Origin of the sequence: Ralstonia sp. 22111 (assembly GCF_052045895.1) — a bacterium.
GTDB classification, from domain to species: domain Bacteria; phylum Pseudomonadota; class Gammaproteobacteria; order Burkholderiales; family Burkholderiaceae; genus Ralstonia; species Ralstonia wenshanensis.
This window is the reverse complement of sequence record NZ_JBQEPR010000001.1, coordinates 693,012-717,965: the sequence shown is the minus strand read 5'-3', so window position 1 is coordinate 717,965 and position 24,954 is coordinate 693,012. Positions and strand designations below refer to the sequence as shown.

Below are 24,954 nucleotides of genomic sequence, written 5' to 3'. Positions count from 1 at the left end.
CCCCCGACATGTCCGCCGCCCCGCACCACCCAAACCGCACGTTCCGCTACTACGACTTCGTCATGGCAGCCTTTGTCACGGTGCTGCTGTGCTCAAACTTGATCGGCGCGGCCAAGGCGGCGCAGGTCACACTGCCGATCGTCGGGCCGGTGACGTTTGGCGCCGGCGTGCTGTTCTTCCCGATCTCGTACATCTTTGGCGACATCCTTACCGAGGTGTACGGCTACGGGCGCGACCGGCGCGTGGTGTGGGCGGGCTTTGGCGCACTGATCTTCGCGTCGTTCATGTCGCTGGTCGTGCTGGCGCTACCGGTAGCGCCCTTCATGGCGGACTACCAGAAGAGCCTGAACGACGTGTTCGGCAACACGCCCCGCATCGTCGCCGGGTCGCTCATCGCGTTCTGGTGCGGCAGCTTTGCCAACAGCTATACGCTGGCGAAGATGAAGATCGCTACCGAGGGAAAATGGCTGTGGACCCGGCTCATTGGGTCTACGGTGGTGGGCGAGGCAGTGGATTCTTCGCTGTTCTACGTCATCGCCTTCTACGGGATCTGGCCCCACCAGCAGGTGCTTCGCGTGGCCATCGCGCAATACATCCTCAAGACCGGCTGGGAGGTCGTGGCGACGCCCCTCACGTACCGGGTCGTCGCCTTCCTCAAACGCGTCGAGCACGAAGACTACTACGACCGCGACACCGACTTCACGCCGTTCCGGCTGAAGGTTTAAGGAACGCGGCGGTCCACCTCGTCGAGCACCAGCAAATCCAGGTGCGCGACATCCCCCCATTGCAGCACGGTCAGTTGATGACCATCGGATGAAAGCCGGTTGATGCTCGCGTTGCGCAGCTCATGCTGGCGCGGCTCGGTGAGCGTCATGGCGTTGGCGTGGCGGTACAGGCAATCGAGCACGCCGCCGTGGCTAACCAGCGCGATGCGCTCGCCGGGGTGACGACGGATCAAGCGAAGCGCTGTCTCGACCGCACGTTCGTGGAATTCAGTCAGCGTCTCGCCGCCAGGCGGGGCGAACTCGGGCACGCGATTTTGCCAGGCATCAAAGTCGGCTGGATGCTGCGCGGCGACTTCAGCGTAGGTCAGACCTTCGAACTGGCCGTAGCAGCGCTCGCGCAAACCGGCGTCGTCGCGCACGGTCACACCCACTTCATCTGCCAGGGCCTGCGCCGTCTGCTTGGCCCGCGACAGATCGCTCGCGTAGACCGCATCGAACCGCTCGCGCGCCAACGCCTTGCCGAGCTGCGCAGCCTGCTCCAACCCTTGCGTGTTCAGCGGCACGTCGAGCTGGCCTTGCAGGCGGCGTTCGCGGTTCCAGTCGGTCTCGCCGTGGCGGATGAGCACGATGTGGGTGATCTGCGGCATCGGCAGAGGAATGGCGGCGGCGCGTGGCATCACAGGTTCCCGAACGAATCAGACAGATTTGGCCGCTTCCGGCGCGGCCGCTTTTGCGGCGGACGGAGCGACTTGCGGCGCCACCTGCAGCCAGAACGTGACCGGGCCATCGTTGACGAGCGACACCTTCATGTCTGCGCCAAACTCGCCGGTGGCCACGATGGGATGCTGCGCACGGGCGCGCGCCACGAAGTGTTCGTACAGGCGGCGGCCATCTTCCGGCGCGGCAGCGGGCGTAAAGCTCGGCCGCGTGCCGGACTTGGTATCGGCTGCCAGCGTGAACTGCGAAACCACCAGCAGGCCGCCTGCCTGCCCGTTGCCGTCGATGTTGCGCACGGGCAGGTTCATCTTGCCCTGCGCGTCGGCGAACACGCGATAGTTCAGCAGCTTCTCCAGCAGGCGATCGGCCTCGGCGGCGGTGTCCCCGCGTTCGGCACAGACTAGCGCCAGCAGTCCCGGGCCGATCTCGCCGACAACGCGGCCATCCACACGGACCGCCGCTTCAGACACCCGCTGAATCAGCCCAATCACTTCAGCACCACGCGCGCAAAGCGACGCTTGCCGACCTGCATCACGAAGGTGCCGGCTTCCACCTTCAGGCCCTTGTCGCTGACGAGGGCGCCGTCGATCTTCACGCCGCCCTGCTCGATATTGCGGTTGGCGTCCGACGTGGACGGGCAGAGGCCAGCCTGCTTGAGCAGTTGCGCAATGCCCAGCGGCGCGCCTGCCAGCTCGATCTGCGGAATATCGTCCGGCACGCCGCCGCGTGCGCGGTGGTTGAAGTCTTCCAGCGCGCGCTCGGCATCGGCCTGGCTATGGAAGCGGGCAACGATCTCCTGGGCCAGCAGCACCTTGCAATCGCGCGGGTTGCGGCCCAGCGCGATCTCCGCCTTCATCATGTCGATCTCGGCCAGCGGGCGGAACGACAGCAGCGTGTAGTACGTCCACATCAGGTCGTCGGAAATGCTCATCAGCTTGCCAAACATCTCGTTCGGCGCCTCGCTGATACCGACGTAGTTGCCCTTGGACTTGGACATCTTCTCGACGCCGTCCAGGCCTACCAGCAACGGCATCGTCAAGATGCACTGCGGCTCCTGGCCGTATTCCTTCTGCAATTCTCGACCGACCAGCAAGTTGAACTTCTGGTCGGTGCCGCCCAACTCCAAGTCGGACTTGAGCGCGACCGAGTCGTAGCCCTGCATCAGCGGGTAAAGGAATTCGTGCACCGAAATCGGCACACCCGCCTTGTAGCGCTTGGTGAAATCGTCGCGTTCCATCATGCGGGCGACGGTGTACTTGGCGGCAAGCTGGATGATGCCGCGCGCACCCAGCGGGTCGCACCATTCGCTGTTGTAGCGAATTTCCGTCTTGCTCGGATCCAGCACCATGCTGGCCTGACGGTAGTACGTCTGCGCGTTGGCCTCGATCTGCTCGCGCGTGAGCGGCGGGCGCGTGGCGTTGCGGCCGGACGGATCACCGATCGTCGACGTGAAATCGCCAATCAGGAAGATCACCTGATGCCCCAAATCCTGCAGCTGGCGCATCTTGTTGAGCACCACGGTGTGGCCGATGTGGATATCGGGCGCCGTCGGGTCCAGGCCCAGCTTGATGCGCAGCGGCACGCCGGTGGCGGCGCTCTTGGCCAGCTTCTGCTCCCACTCGGCAGCGATCAGCAATTCGTCGCAGCCGCGCAGCGACACTTCCATCGCGTGCGCCACCTCCGGGGTCACCGGGTACTTGGGTTTGGCCGGCGTGGTGTTGTCGGAAACGGCGGAAGTGTCAGATGCAGTCATGGCAAAAAGAGAGGTCACCGCGCCGCACATGGAAAACGGCGCGAACGGATCAACAATTAGGGAAACGGGGCGTGAACGATGGCCGACATCAATTGAAGTGCCGGCCGCGCAATCCCTGGATTTTACCGTGATGTGTCCGTTTGGCCCGCCATTGCGCTGGTAAGCTGTCGCGCATGAGCCATCCCAACCACATCGCACTTCCCAGCAACCGCTACATCGGCTTGATGTCGGGCACCAGCCTGGACGGCGTCGATGGCGTGCTGGCGGACTTTTCCGGCGAACACCCAGCCGTCCTCGCCGACGCCTACGTGCCTTTCTCGCCCGAGCTGCGCCAGCGCTTTCTGGACCTGCAACATGCAGGCCACGACGAGATCCATCGCGAAGCATTGGCCGCCAACGCACTGGCCATGGTCTACGCCGAATGCGTCGCCCGGCTGCTTGCCGGTACGGGTCTGGCCGCGCACGACGTACAGGCCATCGGCGCCCATGGGCAGACGATTCGTCATCAGCCCGGCGCGCATGATGGCACCGGCTATACGCGCCAGAGCCAGCACCCTGCGGTGCTGGCTGAACGCACCGGCATCGACGTTGTTGCCGATTTTCGCAGCCGCGATATCGCTGCCGGCGGTCAAGGCGCCCCGCTCGTACCAGCGCTGCATCGCGCGCTGTTCGGCCTGCCCGATGCTTGGCGCCTGGTATGCAACATCGGGGGCATCGCCAACCTCACCGTCTTGCCGCCGCAGGGTTCGGACGCGCGCGACGCCGTACTCGGCTTCGACTGCGGCCCCGGCAACGCGCTGATGGACTACTGGGTCCATACGCACCGCGACAGCCGCTACGACGCCGACGGCGCCTGGGCCCGCACCGGACGCATCGACGAAACGCTCCTCGCGCGTCTGAAAGCCGAGCCGTTCTTCTCAGCCCCGCCGCCCAAGAGCACCGGCCGCGACCTGTTCAACCCGGCGTGGCTGCAGCAAACCCTCGGCGATGCGCTGAACATTGTTCGCCCTGAAGATGTTCAAGCGACGCTACTCGCCCTCACGGCCGACACCATCACCGATGCCGTGTGTGCCCATGCTCCGCGGGCTGCGTCACTGCTGGTCTGCGGTGGTGGCGCCCGCAATGGCGCGCTCATGGCACGGATCGCGCAGCGATTGCCGGGCGTGCGAGTCGCGCCGACCGATGCGTTCGGTGTGCCCGCGCATCAGGTGGAGGCATTGGCCTTTGCGTGGCTCGCGCGACAGTGCGTGCTCCGCGCCCACGGCAACCTGCACACGGCGACCGGCGCATCGGGCGGTCGCATCCTCGGCGCAATCTACCCGGCCTGAGCGCCCTGTCTGCAGGCAACAAAAAAGCGCACCGAAGTGCGCTTTTTCCTTTACAGCGATGTGGCGTCAGACCGAGAACGACGAGCCGCAACCACATGTGGTCGAAGCATTCGGGTTCTTGATGACGAACTGCGCGCCGTTGATGTCTTCCTTGTAGTCGATCTCGGCGCCCACCAGGTATTGGTAGCTCATCGAGTCGATCAAGAGCGACACGCCATTCTTGGTCATGGTCGTATCGTCCTCGTTGGTCTCTTCGTCAAAGGTGAAGCCGTACTGGAAGCCCGAGCACCCGCCGCCTTGCACGAACACGCGCAGCTTCAACTCCGGGTTGCCTTCTTCTTCAATCAGTTGCTTGACCTTGTCCGCAGCGCTGTCCGTAAAGACCAGCGGAGCCGGAACCTCGTTCACATCGGGCGTGGCTGCCTGCGCGACTGCGTTCATGAAAATCTCCTGTGGGAACGTCTGAAACTTGCTTGTATTTTAAGCGCAAGCTGCAAATCGTGCCGAAGCCTTGCGTTTCAAGTGGGCATTGTGCGGTGCGCCAGCAACGGCTAGCGCGAGATGTGATCAATCCTGATTGGACGCCAGCTTCAGATTGGGCAGCAACTTCACATCGCCGGGTGCCGCGTGCGTCAACGTGCCCATGACGACGGCGCCTTGGTGCATCTCCAGCGCCGCATATTGCACGTTGCCTTCGATGCGTGCCTTCGGCTGCAGCTCCAGCAGCTCTGCCACATGCACGGGGCCGACCACTGTGCCGTTCAGGATCAGATGGCCGACGTGCACTTCGCCCTCAACGCGTGCGCTGTCAGTAATGACCAACATACTGGGCTTGTCAGGATCGCCATAGATGTTGCCCTTGATTTCGCCGTCGATTCGCAGACCGCCCGAGAAGCGCAGATCCCCCTCCAGCTTGGTACGGGCCCCCAGTAGCGTTTCGATCGCCAGCCCTTTCTTTTTGCCAAACAGCATCGTCGACTCCTCTGTGTACGGATCCTCGACAGGACAATGCCTGTCAGATGGAAAAACTCTGGCTCGCTTTGATCTTGCCGTTCTGCAGCACTTTCACCATCACCGATTGCACCGTGGTGCCAGGGGGCACATCCACCCAGCCCTCGAGGCGCTGGTAGTGCGTGAGCTTGACGCGGGCGCTGGTGGCGGGCGATCCGCTGGCCACCGTGCCTGGGAAATCGATCGTAGCAGCTTTGCCGCCCTGCACGACGTTCAGCGTGAGCGCCAATTGCCCCTCGAATTCGGAGACCGGCGCGAACGCCTTTCCGCCTCCCTGCATCAGCAGAACCCGGAAGCGCATGCGCGTCGGCTGTGCCTCGTCCGGCGCGATGCGGAAGCTGCGCACGTAGATACCGGCGGAATTGGTGGGCGCCGGCAATAAGCTGTCAAAGAAAGCCAGATCCTCCTTCAACTGCGCGTTTTCGGTTTCCAGCGCCTTGAGTTGCTCCGCCATTTGCGCCTGTGCACCTTCGGCGATCCCCAGACGTGCGTCCACGGTGCCGGCGGATGCAGAAAGCTTGTCTCGTTCGGCCTGCACGGCAGCCAGCTTGGCGGTCAGCTCGCGGTTCATTGCACGCAAATCAGCATCGTGCGGACCGGTCAGGCGGCGCCCTTCTTCGAACGCCCACAGCGCTGCCGCGGCCGCAAGCCCAAGTACCACCGCAATCAACAACACCGTTACAGGCCAAGGCAAGCGCGAACGTACCGTGACGTTCGGCGCGAGCACGGAAGCGCGACGCAGCAAGCGACGCGCCTTCATGCGCACGTCTCCTGACCCGCCTTGCAGATCAGAATCGGATTAGGAGAAACAGCGGATTGCATCATACGGGCCGAACGCTAACGAAATGTGGATTGTAGTCCCGTGGACATGTCGGAGCTGTTGCAAAGGGTAAGCAAGGCGCTGCAAAGATCACACCGTTTGGTTCGAATCCTCAAAAACAAAAAACCACACCCGAGGGTGTGGTTTTTTGCTGAAGCAGCAGGAAGCGGATTAACGCTTCGAGAACTGCTTGGCGCGGCGGGCCTTGCGCAGACCAACCTTCTTACGCTCGACTTCGCGCGCATCGCGCGTCACCAGACCGGCCTTCGACAGGGCGGGCTTGAGCGTTGCATCGTAGTCGATCAGGGCGCGGGTGATGCCGTGGCGCACCGCACCGGCTTGGCCGGTTTCCCCGCCGCCGACCACGTTCACCTTGATGTCGAACGTAGCTGCGTGGTTGGTCAGTTCCAGCGGCTGACGCACGATCATCAGCGAGGTTTCACGAGCGAAGTACTCGTTGATGGCCTTGCCGTTGACAATGATGTCGCCCTTGCCGGACTTGATGAAGACACGTGCCACAGCGCTCTTGCGGCGGCCGGTGCCATAGTTCCAGTTTCCGATCATGGATTAGGCCCCTTAGATTTCCAGCGCTTTCGGCTGCTGAGCTTCGTGCGGATGCGAGCCTTCGGCGTAAACCTTCAGCTTCTTGATCATCGCGTAGCCCAGCGGACCCTTCGGCAGCATGCCCTTCACAGCCTTCTCCAGGGCGCGGCCCGGGAAACGCTGCTGCATCTTGCCAAACGTCGTTTCGTAGATACCGCCCGGGTAACCCGAGTGGCGATAGTACTTCTTGTCGGTCGTCTTGGCGCCCGTCACACGCAGCTTGGCTGCGTTGATGACGATGATGAAATCGCCGGTATCGACGTGCGGAGTGAATTCGGGCTTGTGCTTGCCGCGCAGTCGGTGTGCCACTTCGCTGGCGACACGCCCGAGGACCTTGTCCGTCGCGTCAATCACGTACCAATCGCGCTTCACCTCATGGGGCTTTGCGGAAAAGGTCTTCATGATTTTTCCAAATATTGAGTCAGTGCCCGAGTGGACCCGTATCGCGCTGAGAACTTACGTTCAGACTGCTCACGAACGGATCGTCTTGCGGACGCCTGCGCAACCTCATGCGAGGTCATCGCCGGCCCGCCTTCCCGCTTGTTGGTGCGGGCTCTCTGAATTTCTTTTCCGCGGGCAATCCGGAAAAGATTTCGATTGTACCGTGCACGGTCTCCTTGACACAAGGAAAAGGTGCGCGCAAATCCTGAAGGCAAAAAAAACCCAAGCCATTGAGCTTGGGTTTGAATCCACCAAAGGAGGAGGGTGGAGGAGACACCTGCTGATCGTTGACTTGGTGGGTTGCACCGCATCAGCCGATCCAATGGTGCAAATTATACCCATTTCTGGGGCACGCGCAAGGGAATTTGCACTACGAAATTGCATTTCGTAATACGGAATGCAAATTTCATCGGCAACATGTCAAAATTTCCTTTCAAAATCAATATCTTGCGAAACTTTCAGATCTTCCGATCTGGTGCGCACTAGAGATATCCCTCGAATTCTGGCGCGATTTGGGTGCACAGAAGACGGGTTGCACCTTTTTGCGCAGGTATCACTGTCAAGCCGCGTTCACCCTAGGCTGGCAACGCATGGCGGGCCGATGGCTACAATGTGGCTTTTCGTCGGCGCTGGCCGACCCTCTGCACAAGGATTGGACATGGATTGCACTGTGAGCTGGACCGGCCCGGATGGCATGGCCTTTTTGGCGGAAACCGGCAGTGGCCATCTCGTCACGATGGATGGTGCGCCCGACGGGGGCGGCCGCAACCTCGCACCGCGCCCGATGGAAATGGTCCTGCTGGGCACCGGCGGCTGCACCGCCTATGACGTCGTGCTGATCCTCAAGCGAGGCCGGCAGGACGTGCAAGGCTGCAGCGTCAAGCTGCATGCCGATCGCGCCGAGACCGACCCGAAGGTCTTCACGCGCATCCACTTCACCTTCACGGTGACGGGGCGAAACCTGAAGCGGGAAACGGTGGAACGCGCCGTGCAGCTTTCGCACGAGAAGTACTGCTCAGCGTCGATCATGCTGGCCAAGACGGCCGAGATCACGCACTCATTGGAACTGGTGGACTTGGCCAGCCAGCCGACGGCATCGGAATAAGAAGCGAAGCGGACCGATAAGCCGGATTCTGTGCGCCGCGTGGCCGAAACCAGCGGCGTGACAACCATTCCTCTAGGCCGGCTGTTGCCAGCCGGCTCAAGCTCCCTACCCGCAGACTCAGCGAGCCGCTTCATCGCCTGCTTACTTGGGATTGCTCCGGGTGGAGGTTACCGCGTTTCACCCTTCGCCCTGGCCGAAGCCTGGGGCGAAGACTCGTCTCTGTGGCCCTATTCCGCACGTCACCGTGGATGGTCGTTAGCCATCACCCTGCTCTATGGAGTCCGGACTTTCCTCCCCTTCCGTCGCACGAGGCGGCGAAAGCAGCGGTTGTCTGGTCCGCTTCGCGAGGCGCGAGTCTAGCACTGTTCAGGTACGAAGCGCCGACGGCCTGGCCGAAAGACCGTCGTATCCAGATAGAAGCCGGCGTCGACATTGGCATCGCACCAGCCCGGAATCCCCATGACGGGCAACGGGCGGAAATGGCGGGGCGCGAGATCGGCGTGCAGCAGCGTCTCGGCCAGCGCTGCGTCGAGTGACGGGCAATCTGCCGGCAACGCAGCCACGTGGAGCGGCCACGCATGTGCGGTGATCGACTTGTACGGCGCGACCAGCTTTTCCAGAAGCGCATGCCCGAACGGCAGAACGGCGCAGGTGGCGCCCCATGCTGCCCTGCCCTCCACGAACAAGCCGCGCCAATCGAAGCCGGTCAGGCTTCGCTCCGGTGCGTCTTCGGTGTGCAGGAAGATCAGGGCGTTTTCGTCGAGCAACGTGGCGGCATCGCGGACGGCGCCGCGTGCCGCGCCAATCCCATCCTGCGCAATCGCCCGCGCCTGGCGTGCGTTGAGTGCCGCCTTGGCACGCGGCCAATGCAGCCAGATGAGCGCGTTGAAGAAATCGTGGAGGTTGTCCCGCGTCGGCACCCCGCCGGTGGCGGCGATGTGTGCTTCGTAAGCGGTGTCGGCCGGCAAGGCATCTTGCGGGACGAAGCGCAGGGCATGGCCTCCAGCGGTGCGGATTACCTGCGCGGCCGAATGTGCGTTCAGTGCGTCTCGAAGATCGGCGCCTTCCTCAATCGCGCGTGCAATTGGGACGCCGACCGCCGCGAGCGGTGCGAACGCCGGATGGCTCCAGTCGATCGCACGTAGGCAGTCAATCGCCAAGTCAGTCAGACAGACTTCCAGCGTAGCATCTCGCCGCCGCGCAACGGAACCAGCGTCTGCTCGCCGAACGGGACTTCGGCGGGAAGCTGCCACTGCGAGCGGGTGAGCGTGAGCGTACCGGCGTTGCGTGGCAGGCCATAGAAGTCCGGCCCATGGAGGCTTGCGAAGCCTTCGAGCTTGTCGAGTGCGTTGGCGTCTTCAAAGGCCTCGGCGTACAGCTCCATGGCGTGCAGCGCGGTGTAGCAGCCGGCGCAACCGCAGGCGTGTTCCTTTACACCCTTGGCATGCGGCGCGCTGTCGGTACCGAGGAAGAAGCGGGGGTGGCCCGAGGTGGCCGCGGCCACCAGTGCCAGACGGTGTGTTTCGCGCTTGAGCACCGGCAGGCAGTAGTAATGCGGGCGGATGCCGCCGACAAACAGTGCATTGCGGTTGTACAGCAGGTGATGCGCAGTGATGGTCGCGCCAACCGGGCCCTCCGCATCGCGCACGTATTCGGCAGCGTGCTTGGTGGTGATGTGCTCGAACACGACTTTCAGCGCGGGGAAATCGCGGCGCAACGGCAGCATCACCGTGTCGATGAAGACCGCCTCGCGATCGAAGATGTCGACGGTCGGGTCGGTCACCTCGCCGTGCACGAGCAACGGCATACCGACTTCCTGCATGGCTTCGAGCGTCTTGGCGCAGCGGCGCAAATCCGTCACGCCAGCGTCGCTGTTGGTGGTGGCGCCGGCCGGATACAGCTTCACGCCGTGGATGAAACCGCTGGCGCGGGCTTCCCGGATCACCTCAGGCGAGGTGTTGTCGGTCAGGTACAGCGTCATCAGCGGCTCGAACTGCGTGCCTGCGGGCAACGCGGCGAGAATGCGCTCGCGGTAGGCGCGCGCCTGCGCGGTGGTGGTCACGGGCGGCTTGAGGTTCGGCATGATGATCGCCCGGCCGAACTGGCGCGCAGTGTCGCCCACCACATCGGCGAGGGCATCGCCATCGCGCAGGTGCAGGTGCCAGTCATCGGGGCGGACGATCGTAAGAGTGTCGGTCATGGTGCGTGCGGAAGCGGTCAGCAAAAACGTGAATCAGAGAATGAGGATGACGCGGTAGTCGTTGACGTTGGTGCGCGTCGGGCCGGTGACAATCAGGTCATCGGCGGCGGCAAAGAAACCGTAGGCGTCATGTGCGTCGAGCGCGGCGCGGGCGGCGACGCCCTTGGCGGCCGCGCGGGCGATGGAGTCGGGGTCGAGCAGCGCCCCCGCATTGTCCTCCGATCCGTCGATGCCGTCTGTATCGGCGGCGAGGGCATAGACGTCGCCCATGTCTTCGAGCGTGACGCCGAGCGAGAGCAGGAACTCCGCGCAGCGCCCGCCGCGACCGCCCGTCAAGCCCGGCGGAATCGTCACCGTGCATTCGCCGCCGGAGATCAGTGCTACCGGCGCCGCAAACGGCGTGCCGTGCTGGCGCACCTGGCGCGCCAGCGCCCCGTATACCTGGGCGACCTCGCGAGCCTCGCCGGTCACCGTGTCGCCAAGGATGGCCGTGTGGATACCGCGCGCCGCAAACACCTGCGCGCCGGCTTGGAGGCTCTGTTGCGCGGTGGCGATGACGTGATTGGTCACGCGTGCAAAGCAGGCGTCGCCGGGCTTGGGCGTTTCGGCAATCTCGCCGCGTGCTCCACGTTGAAGGTGCGCGCGCACGGTATCGGGCATCTGTGCGCCCCAACGCTTGATGATGGCAAGCGCATCGGCGTAGGTGCTTGCATCCGGCACAGTCGGGCCGCTGGCAATGGCGCTCGGATCGTCGCCCGCCACGTCGGAGACGATCAGCGTCGTGACCGGCGCCCGGGATGCAGCGGCTAGCCGCCCGCCCTGAATACGCGACAGGTGCTTGCGCACGATGTTCATGTCGGTGATTGGCGCGCCGCAGCGCAGAAGTTCGCGTGTCACGGCCCTCAGATCGCCCATCGGGATGCCCTCGGCTGGCAGGGACAGCAGGCTGGAGCCGCCGCCGGAGACCAGCACGATCAGGCGGTCGTTCTCGGTAAGCGCGCAGACGCGATCCAGGATTTCCTGCGCCGCCTGCTCGCCGGCTTCGTCCGGCACCGGGTGCCCGGCTTCGATGACGCGGATGTGCTCGGTCGGCAGCCCATGCGCATAGCGCGTGACGACCACGCCTTCGATCTGTGCGCGGCCGGCATAGGCCTGCTCGACAGCCAGCGCCATCGAGGCAGCCGCCTTGCCGGCGCCAACCACCAGCGTCTTGCCGCCGACATGCGGTGGCGGGAGGAAGTTTGCGACGATCTTGAGCGGATCGGCCGCGCCCACGGCGGCGGCGTAGCTCTCCAGCAGGAGGGCGCGGGCGGCGGTGCGGTCGAGCTTCATGGGAATGGCTTCCGGTTAAGGCAGTCGGGTGCGGGTGGGTTGCGGCATGTGCGCAACGCCCGGCAGCCAGGCGCGGCGCCGTGAAGACGAAGGCGCTTGGCACCCCCGGCGGCCGGCAGGATAATGGCTATTTTATTGCATCCGACTTTTCCCCCACCATGTGCCAGCTGCTGGGCATGAACTGCGCCGAACCAACCGATGTGACGTTCTCGTTCACCGGGTTCGCCGCGCGCGGTGGCGTGACCGACCACCATGCCGACGGCTTCGGCGTCGCCTTCTTCGAAGACAAGGCCTGCCGCCTGTTCATCGACAACCAGTCGGCCGGCACCTCGCCGGTGGCGGAGCTGGTCAAGCGCTATCCGATCAAGTCCAAGAACGTCATCTCGCACATCCGCAAGGCGACGCAGGGCACGGTGCGGCTGGAAAACTGCCACCCCTTCATGCGCGAGCTGTGGGGCCGGCACTGGATCTTTGCCCACAACGGCGACCTGAAGAACTTCTCGCCGTTCCTCTCGGGCGTCTACCAGCCCGTGGGGGATACCGACAGCGAACTGGCCTTCTGCTTCATCATGCAGGCGCTGCGCAAGCGCTTTCCGGGTTCACAGCCGCCGCTCAACGAACTGTTCTACGCGCTGTCTGACATCACCAAGGAAATCACCCGCTACGGCGTGTTCAATTTCCTGCTGTGCAACGGGCAGGCGCAGTTTGCGCATTGCTCGACGCGGCTGTATTACATCGTGCGGCAGTGGCCGTTCTCGACGGCGCACTTGATCGACGCCGACATGACGATCGACTTCGCCAAATACACGACACCTGCCGACCGCGTGGCCGTCATCGCGACCGCGCCGCTCACCGACAACGAAGTCTGGACGCAATTCGTGCCGGGCGAGCTGCTGATGTTCGAATCGGGCCAGGCCACGATGGCGACCAAGGTGCCGATTCCAGAAGCCGTGCAGATCGCCAACGCAGCCAACACCGCCTGCACCTGACATCGCAGTGCCCGTAAAAAAGCCGCTCTTGAGAGAGCGGCTTTTTGTTGCCTCCAACCCGGCGCTTAAATCGGTTCACGATCCGTAGCGAGCGGCCCAAGGTTGGTCCGAGAAGCGCAGCCGTACATGGGTACGGCGAGCATCGCAGGGCCAAGATCGGGGCGCGCAGTAGGATCGTGAAGCGATTTTCAATGCGACAGGATCTTCGACAAGAACTGCTTGGCACGGTCGGAACGAGCGTCGATGTTGCCGAAGAACTCTTCCTTCTCGCAGTCTTCAACGATGCGGCCCTGGTCCATGAAGATCACGCGGTTGGCGACCTTGCGAGCGAAGCCCATTTCGTGGGTCACGCACATCATGGTCATGCCTTCCTTGGCCAGTTCTACCATCACGTCGAGCACTTCGTTGACCATTTCCGGGTCCAGTGCCGAGGTCGGCTCGTCGAACAGCATGCAGATCGGGTCCATCGACAGCGCACGCGCGATGGCCACGCGCTGCTGCTGACCGCCCGACAGTTGCCCGGGGTACTTGGCTGCGTGCGCCTTCAGGCCCACCCGATCCAGATACTTCAGCCCCTTGGCCATGGCTTCCTCTTTCGAGCGGCCCAGCACCTTTTGCTGCGCGATCGTCAGATTCTCGGTAATCGACAGATGCGGAAACAGCTCGAAGTTCTGGAACACCATGCCCACGCGCGAGCGCAGCTTCGGCAGGTTCGTACCCTTGGCGCCCACCGAAGTGCCGTCAACGAAGATCTCGCCCTTCTGGAACGGCTCCAGCGCATTGACGGTCTTGATGAGCGTGGATTTGCCCGAACCCGACGGGCCGCACACCACCACCACCTCGCTCTTCTTCACACTGGTGGTGCAGTCGGTCAGCACCTGGAAGCTGCCGTACCACTTGGAAACGTTCTTGATCTCGATCATTGGGTCACCTTCTTCTGAAGTCGCTTCACCAGCACGGAGGCGCCGAAGCAGATCACGAAATAGCACAAGCCGGCAAACAGCAGCAGTTCGACGATACGGCCGTCGCGCTCACCGATGTTGTATGCCTGCGTAAAGAAGTCCGACAGCGCGCTCACATACACCAGCGACGTATCCTGGAACAGGACGATGGCCTGCGTGAGCAGCAGCGGAATCATGTTGCGGAATGCCTGCGGCAGGATCACCAGACGCATGGCCTGGCCGTACGTCATGCCCATCGCATAGGCCGCGAACATCTGCCCGCGTGACACGCTCTGGATACCGGCGCGGATGATCTCCGAGTAATACGCTGCTTCAAATAGCGCGAAAGCGACCAGCGCGGAGGTCATGCGCATGTCGGTTGCCGGCGACAGATCAAAGATCTTCTGCAGCAACTGCGGCACGATCAGGAAAAACCACAACAGCACCATCACCAGCGGGATGGACCGGAAAAGGTTCACGTACGCCTGCCCGAACCACTGCAGCGGCTTGATGCCGGAGAGGCGCATCATCGCCAGCAGCGTGCCCCAGACGATGCCGACCAGGATGGCCGTGCCCGTAATCTGGAGCGAGAGGACCATCCCCTCGCCGAGCACGCGCATGTTGTCGGCGTTGATGGACGAGAAATCGAATTGATAAGCCATGAAGAGTCCTCGCCCGATTACTTGCCACCGATGAAGCCAGGCAGCCGGGAACGTGCTTCCACCCAGCGCATCAGGCCCATTACGGTCAGGTTGATCAGCATGTACATCAGCGTCACGGCGATGAACGATTCGTACGGCTGCGCGGTGTAGTCAACCAGTTGGCGGCCTTGTGCGGCAAGCTCAAGCAAACCGATGGTCGATGCCACGGCCGAGTTCTTGAAGATGTTCAGGAACTCCGACGTGAGCGGCGGCACGATGATCCGGAACGACATCGGCAGCATCACGTAGCGATACGTCTGCGCCAGCGTGAACCCCATGGCCAAGCCGGCGTTGCGTTGACCGCGCGGAAGCGAATTGATACCGGAGCGCACCTGCTCGCAGACACGCGCCGCGGTAAAGGTACCGAGACACAGCATCGCGCACAGGAACATCGCCGTATTGGGGTTCATCTGCTTGATGTAGTCGCCACCCGGCACGAGTTCGGGCATGACGAAGTACCAGATGAAGAGCTGCACGATCAGCGGAATGTTGCGGAACAGCTCAACGTACGCGGCGGCAAGGCCCGACAGCCACTTGTTCGGCACCGTACGCAGCACGCCCAGCACGGAGCCGATGACGAGCGCGATGATCCAGGAAGACAGGCCGAGTACGACGGTCGTCTTCAACCCCGCCAGCAGCCAGTCGAGATAGGTCTGATTCTGGGCGGCTTCCGTAAAGAAGACACCCCAGTTCCAGTGGTAATTCATGATGGTTCCCTCAAAAAGAAACGGAAGGGTGAAGACCTGTTAACCGGCCTTTGCCTTCCGTTTCGGTGACGCTTGTATCAGGCCCGTTGAGGGAGCCGATCAGTCAAGAGCCTTGTCGTTCGGGTTCTTGATCAGCGCCTTCATGTCGTCCGACAGCGGGAACTCCATGTTCACGCCCTTGGGCGGAACCGGCTGCTCGAACCATTTCTTGTACTCGGCGGCGATCGAGCCGTCCTTCATCATGCCGGCGATGGTCTTGTCAGCCAAAGTCTTGAACGGCTTGTCGTCCTTGCGAACCATGCAGCCGTAGGCTTCGCGCGATTGCGGCTTGGCCACGACCACCCAGTCAGCCGGGTTCTTGGCCTTGGCGCGCTCGCCATACAGGAGGGCGTCGTCCATCATGAACGCAACAGCGCGGCCCGATTCCAGCGTCAGGAACGACTGGCCGTGGTCCTTCGTGCTGATGATGTTCATGCCCATCTGCTTTTCATCGTTCATCTTGCGCAGCAGGCGTTCCGACGTCGTGCCGGCGGTGGTCACGACGTTCTTGCCCTTGAGCTGTGCCCAGTCGGTGATGCCCGAATCCTTCTTCACCATGATGCGCGTGCCGATGATGAAGATGGTGTTCGTGAACGATGCCTGCTTCTGGCGCTCGAGGTTGTTCGTGGTCGAGCCGCACTCCAGATCGATGGTGCCGTTCTGCAGCAGCGTGATGCGGTTTTGCGAAGTGACCGGGATCTCGTTGATCTTCAGATCCTTCATGCCGAGTTGCTTCTTCACGTCCTCGGCAATCTTGGTGGCGACGTCGTACGAATAACCGATCGTGCGGACACCGCCGACGTTGTAGCTGAACGGAATCGACGAATCGCGCACGCCCAGCGTGATGGTGCCGGTGTCTTTGATCTTCTTGAGCGTACCAGTCAGCTCTTCTGCGTGGGCAGCGCTGCCGAATGTACCAACGGCAACACCAACGGCTGCAACCACGGTTGCCAGCTTGGCGAGGTTCATGAAAGTCTCCTTTTGACCATGAAAGAGAAAGACGGGACTGTACCAAAAAACGTTTGGCGACAGTATTGGTGTTGCCACTAAATCGTTGAATCCAACGGAGTTTTTCCTCTGGCGCGGACCCTGCCGCAACCGCGTTTTCCAGGCAACCGGATACCTTACGTTGTGCTTTTCCGAAAATCCGGAAAAGACGCGCAGCGCCAAACACGGCAACGCTCTGCAACATCGGCACGCAGGCCCGATGCTTGAGCGGATCACCGCCAATTGCTAAGGAAAACAAGGGGAAATAAAGCCCGCCCGATGTGCGCTCTCTGTCGCTTAACGAACCCGACTTGAGGATGGGAAGGACGACGATGGTGCCATCGCCCTTCTCATGGTGCGGTGCTTTGGAACGTTATGGTTCGTCCCATGAGCACCGGCTTTCTTCAACCGTCGCGCATGGCCGCCTGATCGGCAGCAACGCGATAGACCAGTGCAGCGCCCTGTTGGGGCACCGCGCCGGTATTGACCAGCGCGTTGCCGATCAGGGGTACAGACCGCGCTCTTGGCGGGCCTGCAGAATCCGCGTACAGGCGATGATGAACGCCGCCGTACGCAGAGTAACCTTGTTGTCCTGCGCCACTTGCCAGACGCCACGGAAGGCATCTTGCATGATCCGTACCAGGCGCTGGTTGATCTCGTCTTCGGTCCAGAAGAAGCTCGAGAAATCCTGCACCCATTCGAAATAGCTGACCGTCACACCGCCGGCGTTGGCAATCACGTCCGGGCAGACCAGGATGCCCCGGTCGCGCAGGATGTCGTCGGCCTCGGGCGTCGTGGGGCCGTTTGCACCTTCCACGACAATCTTTGCCTTGATATGGGGCGCGTTCTTCGCGGTGATCTGGCCTTCCAGCGCGGCCGGGATCAGGAATTCGCAGTCCAGTGCCCAGAAGTCGTCTTGCGAGACGGTCTCTGCGGCAAAGCCGGCCACGCTGCCGTTGTGGTCAACGTGCTTGATGAGCGCGTCGACATCGAGGCCGTTGCCGTTGAACACGATGCCCTTGTGGTCTTGCACAGCAATGACCTTGGCGCCGGCGTCGTGGAACAGCTTGGCGGCCACGCTGCCCACGTTACCGAAGCCTTGCACCACCACGCGCGCGCCCTTGACGTCGATGCCAAGGTTGCGTGCGGCTTCGCTGCCCACCACGAACACGCCGCGGCCAGTGGCTTCACGACGGCCCAGGCTGCCGCCCAGTGCGATCGGCTTGCCGGTCACCACGCCGGTGGCGGTGGAGCCTTCGTTCATGGAATACGTGTCCATCATCCACGCCATGATCTGCGCGTTGGTGTTCACGTCCGGCGCCGGAATGTCCTTGTTCGGGCCGATGATGATGCCGATCTCGCTGGTGTAGCGGCGGGTCAGGCGCTCGAGTTCACCGGAAGACAGCTTGCGCGGGTCGACGCGGATACCGCCCTTGGCACCGCCGTACGGCACGTTCACGGCCGCGTTCTTCACCGACATCCACGCAGACAACGCCATCACTTCCGACAGCGTCACGTCCTGGTGGAAACGCACGCCGCCCTTGCCCGGGCCGCGCGAGGTGTTGTGCTGCACGCGATAGCCCTCGAAGTGGGCAATGCGGCCGTCGTCCATCTGGATGGGCACGTCGACGATCAGCGCGCGCTTGGGGCGCTTGAGCGTTTCAACCCAACGAGCGAGCGAGCCAAGATAGGGGGTGACCCGATCGACCTGCTGCAGGTAGATGCCCCACGGGCCGAGATTGTCGGCCGGCAGATAGGACGGGATGGCGTGCTGGAGTGTCGACGGAGATGCGACATTGGACATGGCTGTCTTCCTTTTTTGGGCCTCGGTAAGGCCCTTCAAGTCCCACAAAATGCCCGCCAGCTTAGGGATCGCCCAGAACGAAATCCAATGCCGTTTTTACATCGGGTTATGCATCCAACGCATAACCATCGCAGGTATATCAAGTAGCGCGATCACGCCGACAATACGCTCCAAAGCTGGTCGATCAGCTCGCGCTTGCGCTTGGATTGGGGGTGCCGACGATCGTGCGTGCCGTTCTGCGGGTGCTCGCGGTACAGCCGGATCTCCATCTCGATCGACAAGGTGCCGCCCCCCTTGCCTTCGGCGCGTACCAACCGCCCGGCTGCCACTTCGTCCCGTACTGCGCTCTCGGGCAGGAACGCCACGCCGTGTCCCGCCAGCGCCATCACCTTGAGCGCCTCGGCCATGTCGGTTTCGTAACACTTGTCGAGCAGCGGCGCCACCGGCGAGTTTTCCAGCAGCACATCCACCATGCGCCCCAGAAAGGCATTGGGCGTATAGCTCAGGTAGGCGATCGGCTTGCGCGCGGTGGGAACGAGCCGATAGATCGGCCGTCCGCTTGCATCGGGCTTGGAGAACGGCGAGAGCCGCTCGGTGCCCAGCACCAGCATGTCGTAGCGCGTGGGGTCGAGTTGGATCATTTGCCGCGCGTGGTGATAGACCATCACGAGATCGCAGCCGCCCTCCACCAGCGTCATTACTGCATCGTGCACATTGAGCGCGCGCAGCCGGCATTGCAGCTTGCCGATCTTCTCTTCCACCTGGGCAAGCCAGCCGGGGAAAAACGTGAGCGACAGCGTATGCGGCACGGCAAAGTCGATCGTCGACGCGCTGGCCGGACGCTGGCCGCGCATCAGGGCCCGCGTCTCACTCACCTGGGCGAGCATCGCCAACGCCTGTTCGTAGAAGACCTCTCCGGCGGGCGTCAGGCGTGTGGGGTAGCTTGACCGATCGATCAGCTCATTGCCGAGCCACGCCTCAAGGGATTGAATGCGCCGCGAAAACGCCGGCTGCGTCACGTGCCGCAATTCGGCCGAGCGCGAAAAGCTGCGCGTCTCCGCCAGGCTGATGAAGTCTTCCAGCCATTTGAGTTCCATCGCGTTGTCTCTCCCTCAGCCAACTCGGGTGTCTTCTGTTTCTTCGGCCACGCGTTCGGGCTCGCGTGCCTGCATGCGCCACATCTGCGCGTAGCGACCTTCCGCACGCAACAACGATTCGTGCGTGCCGCGCTCAATGATGCGGCCATGCTCCATCACCAGGATTTGGTGCGCACGGACGATGGTCGACAAGCGGTGTGCGATGACCAGCGTGGTGTGGTTCTGCGCCAGGCGCATCAGCTCTTCCTGGATGGCGTGCTCGGTACGCGAGTCGAGCGCAGACGTCGCTTCATCGAAGACGAGAATCGGCGGACGCTTGAGCAGCGTGCGCGCAATCGCTACGCGCTGCTTCTCACCGCCGGAGAGTTTGAGGCCGCGCTCGCCGACTTGCGTCTCGTAGCCATCAGGCAGCGATTCGACAAAGTGGTGGATCTGCGCCGCGCGGGCGGCTTCAATTACCTCTTCGCGGCTCGCATCGGGGCGGCCGTAGGCGATGTTGTAGTAGATGCTGTCGTTAAAGAGCACCGTGTCTTGCGGAACGATGCCGATGGCCGCACGCACGCTGGATTGCGTGACGTCGCGCAGGTCTTGGCCATCGATCTGGATGGCGCCGGACTTCACGTCATAGAAGCGGAACAGCAAGCGCGCGAGCGTCGACTTGCCCGAACCGCTCTGCCCAACCACCGCCGTGGTCGTGCCGGCAGGAATTGTGAAATCCACATCGAACAGGATCTGGCGCTTGGCCTCGTAGCTGAAGTCGACATGCGCGAAGCGGACTTCGCCCGCATGCACCGCCAGCGGTGGGGCGTCAGGCTTGTCCGCAACCTCGCGGTTGGTCTGCAGCAGGTTGAACATCCGGTCCATGTCGGTCACGGCCTGCTTCAGCTCGCGGTAGATCACGCCCAGGAAGTTGAGCGGAATGTAGATCTGCAGCATCAGCGTGTTGACGAGCACGAGGTCGCCCAGCGTCATGTGCCCCGCAGCCACCCCTTGCGTGGCGCGATACAGAATCAGGATGAGCGCGGTGGCCACAATGAACTGCTGGCCGAAGTTGAGCACCGACAACGAGTTCTGCGAGCGGATGGCCGCGGCACGGTAGTGCTTCAGGTTCTCGTCGTAGCGACGCGCTTCGTAGTCTTCGTTGCCGAAGTATTTGACCGTCTCGAAGTTGAGCAGCGAATCGATCGCCTTCTGGTTGGCGCGCGAATCCAGCTCGTTCATCTTGCGGCGGAAGTGCGTGCGCCAGTTCGTCACCGTCACCGTAAAGACGATGTAGCTGACCAGCGCGCAGAACGTGATGAGGGCGAACCACACGTCGTACTTCACGAAGAAATACGTGATGACGAGGCCGACTTCCACCAGCGTCGGCAGGATGCTGTACAGCGAATACGAGATGAGCGACTGGATGCCGCGTGTGCCGCGCTCGATGTCGCGGCTCATGCCGCCGGTCTGGCGCTCCAGATGAAAGCGCAGTGACAGCGCATGCAGATGGCGGAACACCTGAAGTGCGAGCGTGCGCACCGAACTCTCCGTCACCTTCGCGAACAGGATTTCGCGCAGCTCAGAGAACAGCGACGTCGACAGCCGCAGCAGGCCGTATCCGATGATGACGCCCACCGGCACCACCAGCAGCGCGCGCGGGTCGGACGGCGGGACGTTCATCGAATCGATCAGCCGCTTCATGACCATCGGTACACCCAGGTTTGCCACCTTGGCCGCGATCAGGAACGACAGCGCCAGCGCCACACGCCATTTGTAGGCCATCAGATACGGCAACAGGCTCTTGATGGTGCGCCAGTCGCCGCGGGCAGCCCCCGGCGGAGGCGGTTCGGAAGAAGCGGGAAAGCGGCGCATGTGCGGTGCAATAAAATGGCGGATTGTGTATTCTCCCACCGATCACCTGCGCGCGCCCTGGGCCCGCTGGTGGGCCCTCCCTCCGCTTCAATGCTGCCCTGCATCATCATGTCCGATACCCAAGCCACCACTGAAACCGTCACGCTGCCCGCCGACAAGCAGCCCGCCGTGCGGGTGATGCCCATGCCGTCCGACGCCAACGTCCACGGCGATGTATTTGGCGGCTGGATCATGTCGCAGGTGGACATTGCCGGGTCGATCCCCGCCGTGGTGCGCGCCAACGGCCGTGTCGCCACGATCGCCGTCAACTCGTTCGTCTTCAAGCAGCCCGTGTACGTGGGCGATCTGGTGAGTTTCTACGCCAACGTGGTCAAGACGGGGCGCACATCAATCACCGTGGACGTGGAGGTCTATGCGCAGCGCATGCACGCCAACGGCAGCCACGCCACCGTCAAGGTCACGGAAGCCACCCTCACTTACGTGGCCACCGACGAGACGCGCAAGCCGCGCGTGCTGCCGCCGCTCTGAACGGCAACGCCCAACAAGAAAACCCGGCTTCGCGCCGGGTTTTCTTTTTGCGGGTGAGCGATTCGCTCAACTGAACTTGGAGAAATCCGGGCGGCGCTTTTCGAAGAACGCCGTGAACGCCTCGCGCGCTTCCGGCGCGCGCAGCATCTCGCCAAACTGCTTGCCTTCCACCGACATACGCTCGGCAATCTGCGGCGTGGCGCCTTCCTTCATCAGGCGCTTGGTGGCGCGCAGCGATGCGGGCGGCAGCAGCGTCAGCTTGCGCGCCTGCGTGCGCACGAAGGCATCCAGCTCGCCTGCCGGTAGCACGCGATTGACCAAGCCCAGCTCGCGCGCTTCGTTCGCGTCAAAAGGCTCACCGAAAAGCAGCTTGTCCGCCGCGCGGTGATAGCCAGCCAGTTGCGGCAGCAGCAGGCTTGATGCGGCTTCCGGGCAGAGGCCCAGCTGCGCGAACGGCATCGACAACTTGGCCGTCTCGGATGCGTAGACGAGATCGCAATGCAGCAGCATCGTCGTGCCCACGCCGACAGCCGCGCCGCTCACAGAGGCGATCAGCGGCTTGGTCGCCCTGCTGATCGCCTTCAGGAACTGGTGCACGGGGGCGCTCTCGTCCTTGGGCGGGTTCTTCATGAAGTCTTCGAGATCGTTGCCCGCCGTGAACACGCTCTCATGGCCCGCCAGCACGATCACGCGGATGGCGGGATCGGTCTCGGCGGCCACCAGGGCATCGGCCAGCGTTTGATACATCGCGGCCGTGATGGCGTTCTTGCGGTCCAGGCGGTCAAAGGTGAGCGTCAGGACGCCGTCTGCGGTCTCGGTACGAATCGACATGAAAACTCCAGGTGAAACCTGCGCCGCTAAATCGGCACAGGAGAATCAGACAGATAACCGACGGAGAACGCGTTCGCCCCCACGTTCAACGCCACGGTCAGGCTCATCGGCGCGAGCAGCACTTCCACGCCGTGGTCCTGTGCGGTTCGCATCAACGCTTGCACCGGCTCCATGCGGCGCACGGTGTCGAGCGAACCGGAATACGTGATCGCCACCACCGGCGTGGCCAGACGCTCCTCGGCGATCATGGTTTCGGTATGCGCCATCAGACGGCGGATGCCTTCATCGGAACCGCGCACCTTGGCGATGGCCTCCGTCTCGCCCCGGTGCATATGAATGAGCGGGCGCACGTTGAACGCCGTGCCCATCATGTAGCGGCCCCAGGTGATGCTCTTCTCGCCCTTCTGCTTGGCGCGGGTGTACATGTACAGCAACTCATCGGGCACGAGGTAGACGTGCGAGGCATCGCGCAGGCGATTTTCGATCACGTGCACCACGTCACGCACCTCCGCGCCTTCGCGCAGCATGCGCGCGGCTTCGTGCACCATCAGAGCCTGGCCGGGGCCTATGGCGCCCGTGTCCACCACCGTCAACTCGAACAGGCCCGAGCGGCCGGCATCCTTGCGTGGCTTGAAGCTCTTGGCCGTGGTGCCCACCACCGCGCCGGTTGCGTGGCTGTAGAAATGGCTGCGCGAGCTGGCAATCGTCAGCAGCAAGGCACGGTCGTGCTGCGTGACCACGTGCTTGAGCAGGTAGTCTTCGATCTCGCGTTCGAGCAGCGGAATCGATTCGGCATAGTGATCTTGCTTGTCGACGAGGTACTTGCGATAGAGCTGCGGCAGCGCCGCCTCGTCGCGGCGGTCTTCTACGAACAATTCGCCCGCACGAATGCGGAACGGCACCACGCCCAACCCCAGCTGATCGATCATCGAGCGCGGCATATCGCATGCCGCATCGGTCAATACGATTGTGTCGCCGACAGTGTTGCCCATCGCGCGCCCTCCTCTTGATGCACCGCCGGTGACCCGGTGGTGTGTCTCCTCTGTTGCGGAGTCGTGGCTCCGCTTCTATTGCGATACCGGCTTGGAGCCGGCCGCATTCTTCGGCGCGCTTGTTATGTAATGCTGCGCGCGCCTGCGCAATCATGCGTGGTGAGACGGGCGATTAGCAAGCAGGGGGAAGGCCTTAATCCTTCCCCCTTGCGTGGGGTCACATGCGTTCGAAAATGCCTGCGGCACCCATGCCGGTGCCGACGCACATCGTCACCATGCCGTACTTCTGGTTGCGGCGGCGCAGGCCGTGCACCACCGTGGCCGCACGAATGGCGCCGGTCGCGCCCAGCGGGTGGCCCAGCGCGATCGCGCCGCCCAGCGGGTTGATCTTGCTGGTGTCCAGGCCCAGGTCCTGGATCACGGCCAACGACTGCGCGGCAAATGCTTCATTCAGCTCGATCCAGTCGATCTGATCTTGCGTCAGGCCGCCCGCCTTCAGCGCGGCAGGAATCGCTTCCTTCGGGCCGATCCCCATGATTTCCGGCGGCACACCGCGCACCGCAAACGATACGAAGCGCGCGAGCGGCACCAGATTGAACTGCTTCAGGATCTTTTCCGACACCAGGATCAGCGCGCCCGAACCATCCGAGGTCTGCGAGCTGTTGCCGGCGGTCACGCTGCCCTTGTTGGCGAACACGGCGCGAAGCTTGCCGAGGCCTTCAACCGACGTATCGGCACGCGGGCCTTCATCCAGCGACATCGTGCGCGTCTTGATGTCGATGGCGCCCGTGCCCAGGTTCGGGAACTTCTCGATGATCTCGATCGGGGTGATCTCGTCCTTGAACTCGCCGGCTTGCTGCGCGGCCAGCGCCTTCTGATGCGACGCCAGCGAGAACGCGTCCTGCGCCTCGCGTGAGATCTTCCATTGCTGGGCGACCTTCTCGGCTGTCAGGCCCATGCCGTAGGCAATGCCCACGTTCTCGTCGCGCGTGAAGATCTCGGGCGACATCGACGGCGAGTTGCCCATCATCGGCACCATGCTCATCGATTCCACACCCGCGGCAATCATCACGTCGGATTCACCCACGCGGATGCGGTCGGCCGCCATCGCCACGGCGGTCAGGCCCGAGGCACAGAAACGGTTGACGGTCACGCCGCCCACCGTGTTCGGCAGGCCGGCCAGCAGCGCGCCGATACGCGCAACGTTCAGGCCCTGCTGCGCTTCCGGAATCGCGCAGCCGACGATGGCGTCTTCGATCAGCGCCGGGTCCAGGTTCGGCACCTGGGCGACGGCGCTCTTGAGGATGGTCGCCAGCAGATCGTCCGGGCGCAGGTTCTTGAGCGTGCCCTTCGGCGCCTTGCCGATCGGGGAACGCGTCGCGGCGACGATGTAGGCGTCTTGCAGTTGCTTGGTCATGATGAAACTCCTGTTTCTCTGTCGTCGCGGCA

At 63.0% G+C, this 24,954-nt stretch carries 26 protein-coding genes and 1 other RNA gene; 5 read left to right on the top strand and 22 right to left on the bottom strand.

Annotated features, from left to right (window positions below; all coding sequences use genetic code 11):
* Nucleotides 1–8 precede the first annotated feature (8 nt).
* Nucleotides 9–725 carry a queuosine precursor transporter gene (locus ACTJK4_RS03395; RefSeq protein ID WP_232041960.1) on the top strand — a complete coding sequence of 239 codons (717 nt, stop codon included), beginning with the start codon at nt 9–11 and terminating at the stop codon, nt 723–725.
* Here the strand turns inward: ACTJK4_RS03395 and ACTJK4_RS03390 are convergent.
* The 3 genes from ACTJK4_RS03390 to tyrS are packed head-to-tail and all read right to left on the bottom strand — an operon-like array spanning nt 722 to nt 3,195.
* Nucleotides 722–1,402 (bottom strand): histidine phosphatase family protein, encoded by a 681-nt coding sequence (locus ACTJK4_RS03390; RefSeq protein ID WP_322017739.1) that lies wholly within the window; start codon nt 1,400–1,402, stop codon nt 722–724. The two genes, ACTJK4_RS03395 and ACTJK4_RS03390, sit on opposite strands and share 4 nt — an antisense overlap.
* A gap of 18 nt (nt 1,403–1,420) precedes the next feature.
* On the bottom strand, nt 1,421–1,933 hold the full coding sequence (dtd, locus tag ACTJK4_RS03385; RefSeq protein ID WP_322017740.1) for a D-aminoacyl-tRNA deacylase: 513 nt from the start codon (nt 1,931–1,933) through the stop codon (nt 1,421–1,423).
* On the bottom strand, nt 1,930–3,195 hold the full coding sequence (gene tyrS / locus ACTJK4_RS03380; RefSeq protein WP_440816008.1) for a tyrosine--tRNA ligase: 1,266 nt from the start codon (nt 3,193–3,195) through the stop codon (nt 1,930–1,932). The genes dtd and tyrS overlap by 4 nt, the downstream gene beginning before the upstream one ends.
* Nucleotides 3,196–3,368: 173 nt before the next feature.
* Between tyrS and ACTJK4_RS03375 the strand changes: the two genes are divergently transcribed.
* Nucleotides 3,369–4,523 (top strand): anhydro-N-acetylmuramic acid kinase, encoded by a 1,155-nt coding sequence (locus ACTJK4_RS03375; RefSeq protein WP_440816005.1) that lies wholly within the window; start codon nt 3,369–3,371, stop codon nt 4,521–4,523.
* A gap of 66 nt (nt 4,524–4,589) precedes the next feature.
* Here ACTJK4_RS03375 and erpA read toward each other — a convergent pair whose 3' ends face one another.
* The 5 genes from erpA to rplM form a co-directional block, all read right to left on the bottom strand.
* Nucleotides 4,590–4,964, bottom strand: coding sequence for an iron-sulfur cluster insertion protein ErpA (gene erpA, locus ACTJK4_RS03370; protein WP_004633183.1), 375 nt, complete (start codon nt 4,962–4,964; stop codon nt 4,590–4,592).
* Nucleotides 4,965–5,090: 126 nt separating this feature from the next.
* The gene (locus ACTJK4_RS03365) at nt 5,091–5,495 is read right to left on the bottom strand and encodes a bactofilin family protein (protein WP_012761179.1); all 405 of its coding nucleotides are present in this window, start codon (nt 5,493–5,495) and stop codon (nt 5,091–5,093) included.
* 43 nt (nt 5,496–5,538) lie between these two features.
* Complete coding sequence (locus ACTJK4_RS03360) at nt 5,539–6,294, bottom strand: DUF6776 family protein (protein ID WP_232041955.1); 756 nt, start codon at nt 6,292–6,294, stop codon at nt 5,539–5,541.
* Nucleotides 6,295–6,525: 231 nt separating this feature from the next.
* The gene (rpsI, locus tag ACTJK4_RS03355) at nt 6,526–6,918 is read right to left on the bottom strand and encodes a 30S ribosomal protein S9 (protein WP_004633190.1); all 393 of its coding nucleotides are present in this window, start codon (nt 6,916–6,918) and stop codon (nt 6,526–6,528) included.
* Between the two features lie 12 nt (nt 6,919–6,930).
* Nucleotides 6,931–7,359: a 50S ribosomal protein L13 gene (gene rplM, locus ACTJK4_RS03350; RefSeq protein ID WP_009239122.1), complete on the bottom strand. Its 429-nt coding sequence runs from the start codon at nt 7,357–7,359 to the stop codon at nt 6,931–6,933.
* A gap of 697 nt (nt 7,360–8,056) precedes the next feature.
* Between rplM and ACTJK4_RS03345 the strand changes: the two genes are divergently transcribed.
* On the top strand, nt 8,057–8,503 hold the full coding sequence (locus ACTJK4_RS03345; protein ID WP_232041954.1) for an OsmC family protein: 447 nt from the start codon (nt 8,057–8,059) through the stop codon (nt 8,501–8,503).
* 1 nt (nt 8,504) lies between these two features.
* Here the strand turns inward: ACTJK4_RS03345 and rnpB are convergent.
* The 4 genes from rnpB to ACTJK4_RS03325 form a co-directional block, all read right to left on the bottom strand.
* Nucleotides 8,505–8,846: RNase P RNA component class A (gene rnpB, locus ACTJK4_RS03340), an RNA gene on the bottom strand.
* Between the two features lie 13 nt (nt 8,847–8,859).
* Nucleotides 8,860–9,663 (bottom strand): DUF3025 domain-containing protein, encoded by an 804-nt coding sequence (locus ACTJK4_RS03335; RefSeq protein ID WP_260803072.1) that lies wholly within the window; start codon nt 9,661–9,663, stop codon nt 8,860–8,862.
* 5 nt (nt 9,664–9,668) lie between these two features.
* Nucleotides 9,669–10,703, bottom strand: coding sequence for a dihydroorotase (gene pyrC / locus ACTJK4_RS03330; protein ID WP_004633200.1), 1,035 nt, complete (start codon nt 10,701–10,703; stop codon nt 9,669–9,671).
* Between the two features lie 33 nt (nt 10,704–10,736).
* Nucleotides 10,737–12,035 carry a glycerate kinase type-2 family protein gene (locus ACTJK4_RS03325; RefSeq protein WP_260803073.1) on the bottom strand — a complete coding sequence of 433 codons (1,299 nt, stop codon included), beginning with the start codon at nt 12,033–12,035 and terminating at the stop codon, nt 10,737–10,739.
* Between the two features lie 158 nt (nt 12,036–12,193).
* Here ACTJK4_RS03325 and ACTJK4_RS03320 point away from each other — a divergent pair, with 158 nt between their 5' ends.
* Entirely contained in the window at nt 12,194–13,024 is an 831-nt protein-coding gene (locus tag ACTJK4_RS03320) for a class II glutamine amidotransferase (protein WP_024976643.1), read from the top strand.
* Nucleotides 13,025–13,212: 188 nt separating this feature from the next.
* Here ACTJK4_RS03320 and ACTJK4_RS03315 read toward each other — a convergent pair whose 3' ends face one another.
* The 7 genes from ACTJK4_RS03315 to ACTJK4_RS03285 all read right to left on the bottom strand — a co-directional run bounded on the left by ACTJK4_RS03315 (nt 13,213) and on the right by ACTJK4_RS03285 (nt 21,154).
* Nucleotides 13,213–13,947 (bottom strand): amino acid ABC transporter ATP-binding protein, encoded by a 735-nt coding sequence (locus ACTJK4_RS03315; RefSeq protein WP_004633206.1) that lies wholly within the window; start codon nt 13,945–13,947, stop codon nt 13,213–13,215.
* The gene (gltK, locus tag ACTJK4_RS03310; protein WP_232041951.1) at nt 13,944–14,627 is read right to left on the bottom strand and encodes a glutamate/aspartate ABC transporter permease GltK; all 684 of its coding nucleotides are present in this window, start codon (nt 14,625–14,627) and stop codon (nt 13,944–13,946) included. Before gltK ends, ACTJK4_RS03315 begins: the two co-directional genes overlap by 4 nt.
* Nucleotides 14,628–14,644: 17 nt before the next feature.
* Entirely contained in the window at nt 14,645–15,373 is a 729-nt protein-coding gene (locus ACTJK4_RS03305) for an amino acid ABC transporter permease (protein WP_232041950.1), read from the bottom strand.
* A gap of 99 nt (nt 15,374–15,472) precedes the next feature.
* On the bottom strand, nt 15,473–16,381 hold the full coding sequence (locus ACTJK4_RS03300) for a glutamate/aspartate ABC transporter substrate-binding protein (protein WP_232041949.1): 909 nt from the start codon (nt 16,379–16,381) through the stop codon (nt 15,473–15,475).
* Between the two features lie 520 nt (nt 16,382–16,901).
* Complete coding sequence (locus tag ACTJK4_RS03295; protein ID WP_092973282.1) at nt 16,902–18,203, bottom strand: Glu/Leu/Phe/Val family dehydrogenase; 1,302 nt, start codon at nt 18,201–18,203, stop codon at nt 16,902–16,904.
* Nucleotides 18,204–18,355: 152 nt separating this feature from the next.
* Complete coding sequence (locus ACTJK4_RS03290) at nt 18,356–19,300, bottom strand: LysR substrate-binding domain-containing protein (protein ID WP_232041947.1); 945 nt, start codon at nt 19,298–19,300, stop codon at nt 18,356–18,358.
* 15 nt (nt 19,301–19,315) lie between these two features.
* Nucleotides 19,316–21,154, bottom strand: a complete 1,839-nt coding sequence (locus tag ACTJK4_RS03285) for an ABCB family ABC transporter ATP-binding protein/permease (protein ID WP_440815995.1) — start codon at nt 21,152–21,154, stop codon at nt 19,316–19,318.
* A 90-nt stretch (nt 21,155–21,244) separates the two neighbouring features.
* On the opposite strand from ACTJK4_RS03285, the gene ACTJK4_RS03280 reads away from it, so the two are divergent.
* The gene (locus tag ACTJK4_RS03280) at nt 21,245–21,682 is read left to right on the top strand and encodes an acyl-CoA thioesterase (protein WP_092973286.1); all 438 of its coding nucleotides are present in this window, start codon (nt 21,245–21,247) and stop codon (nt 21,680–21,682) included.
* A gap of 66 nt (nt 21,683–21,748) precedes the next feature.
* Here the strand turns inward: ACTJK4_RS03280 and ACTJK4_RS03275 are convergent, their stop codons facing one another.
* The 3 genes from ACTJK4_RS03275 to ACTJK4_RS03265 form a co-directional block, all read right to left on the bottom strand.
* Nucleotides 21,749–22,513: an enoyl-CoA hydratase gene (locus ACTJK4_RS03275; protein WP_440815992.1), complete on the bottom strand. Its 765-nt coding sequence runs from the start codon at nt 22,511–22,513 to the stop codon at nt 21,749–21,751.
* 26 nt (nt 22,514–22,539) lie between these two features.
* Nucleotides 22,540–23,505, bottom strand: a complete 966-nt coding sequence (locus tag ACTJK4_RS03270; RefSeq protein ID WP_232041945.1) for a DegV family protein — start codon at nt 23,503–23,505, stop codon at nt 22,540–22,542.
* Between the two features lie 217 nt (nt 23,506–23,722).
* Nucleotides 23,723–24,922: an acetyl-CoA C-acyltransferase gene (locus ACTJK4_RS03265; RefSeq protein ID WP_092973292.1), complete on the bottom strand. Its 1,200-nt coding sequence runs from the start codon at nt 24,920–24,922 to the stop codon at nt 23,723–23,725.
* Nucleotides 24,923–24,954 lie beyond the last annotated feature (32 nt).